This is a genomic window from Pseudaeromonas sharmana, from assembly GCF_042649925.1.
GTDB lineage: Bacteria > Pseudomonadota > Gammaproteobacteria > Enterobacterales > Aeromonadaceae > Pseudaeromonas > Pseudaeromonas sharmana.
In genome coordinates, this window is the sequence record NZ_JBHSAF010000016.1 from 1 (window position 1) to 1,503 (window position 1,503).

The following is a 1,503-nucleotide window of genomic DNA, read 5'->3' on the forward strand; positions in this document are numbered from 1 at the left end:
AATCGCTGATTCGTTCTTACCGCTACAAGCGCCTAAAACTTCTTGGGTGTTGTATGGTTAAGCCTCTCGGGTAATTAGTATGGGTTAGCTCAACACGTCACCGCGCTTACACACCCCACCTATCAACGTCGTAGTCTTCAACGGCCCTTCAGGACCCTCAAGGGGTCAGGGATGACTCATCTCAGGGCTCGCTTCCCGCTTAGATGCTTTCAGCGGTTATCGATTCCGAACTTAGCTACCGGGCAGTGCCATTGGCATGACAACCCGAACACCAGAGGTTCGTTCACTCCGGTCCTCTCGTACTAGGAGCAACTCCCTTCAATCATCCAACGCCCACGGCAGATAGGGACCGAACTGTCTCACGACGTTCTGAACCCAGCTCGCGTACCACTTTAAATGGCGAACAGCCATACCCTTGGGACCAACTTCAGCCCCAGGATGTGATGAGCCGACATCGAGGTGCCAAACACCGCCGTCGATATGAACTCTTGGGCGGTATCAGCCTGTTATCCCCGGAGTACCTTTTATCCGTTGAGCGATGGCCCTTCCATTCAGAACCACCGGATCACTATGACCTGCTTTCGCACCTGCTCGACTTGTCTGTCTCGCAGTTAAGCGGGCTTATGCCATTGCACTAACCTCACGATGTCCGACCGTGATTAGCCCACCTTCGTGCTCCTCCGTTACTCTTTGGGAGGAGACCGCCCCAGTCAAACTACCCACCAGACACTGTCCCTGGCCCGGATAACGGGCTGAGGTTAGAACATCAAACATACCAGGGTGGTATTTCAAGGTCGGCTCCATGGCAACTGGCGTCACCACTTCCAAGCCTCCCACCTATCCTACACAAGTAGGTTCAATGTTCAGTGTCAAGCTGTAGTAAAGGTTCACGGGGTCTTTCCGTCTAGCCGCGGGTACACCGCATCTTCACGGCGATTTCGATTTCACTGAGTCTCGGGTGGAGACAGCGTGGCCATGGTTACACCATTCGTGCAGGTCGGAACTTACCCGACAAGGAATTTCGCTACCTTAGGACCGTTATAGTTACGGCCGCCGTTTACCGGGGCTTCGATCAAGAGCTTCGCTTGCGCTAACCCCATCAATTAACCTTCCGGCACCGGGCAGGTGTCACACCCTATACGTCCACTTTCGTGTTTGCAGAGTGCTGTGTTTTTGTTAAACAGTCCCAGCCACCTGGTCACTGCGGCTGCCAGCAGCTCCGTGAGCAAGTCACTTCACCACCAACAGCGTACCTTCTCCCGAAGTTACGGTACTATTTTGCCTAGTTCCTTCACCCGAGTTCTCTCAAGCGCCTTGGTATTCTCTACCCGACCACCTGTGTCGGTTTGGGGTACGGTTAACGGTAATCTGAAGCTTAGAGGCTTTTCCTGGAAGCAGGGCATCAGTAACTTCATGACCGTAGTCACTTCGTCTCGGGTCTCAGTGTTAATGCCGCAGCGGATTTGCCTACCGCGACCACCTACGCCCTTTCACCAGGACAAC

Annotated in this window: 1 rRNA gene; it reads right to left on the bottom strand. The window is 53.8% G+C overall.

From position 1 onward, the window contains the following. Positions 1 to 53 precede the first annotated feature (53 nt). Positions 54 to 1,503: ribosomal RNA gene (locus ACFOSS_RS16745) — 23S ribosomal RNA — on the bottom strand; the annotation flags it as partial.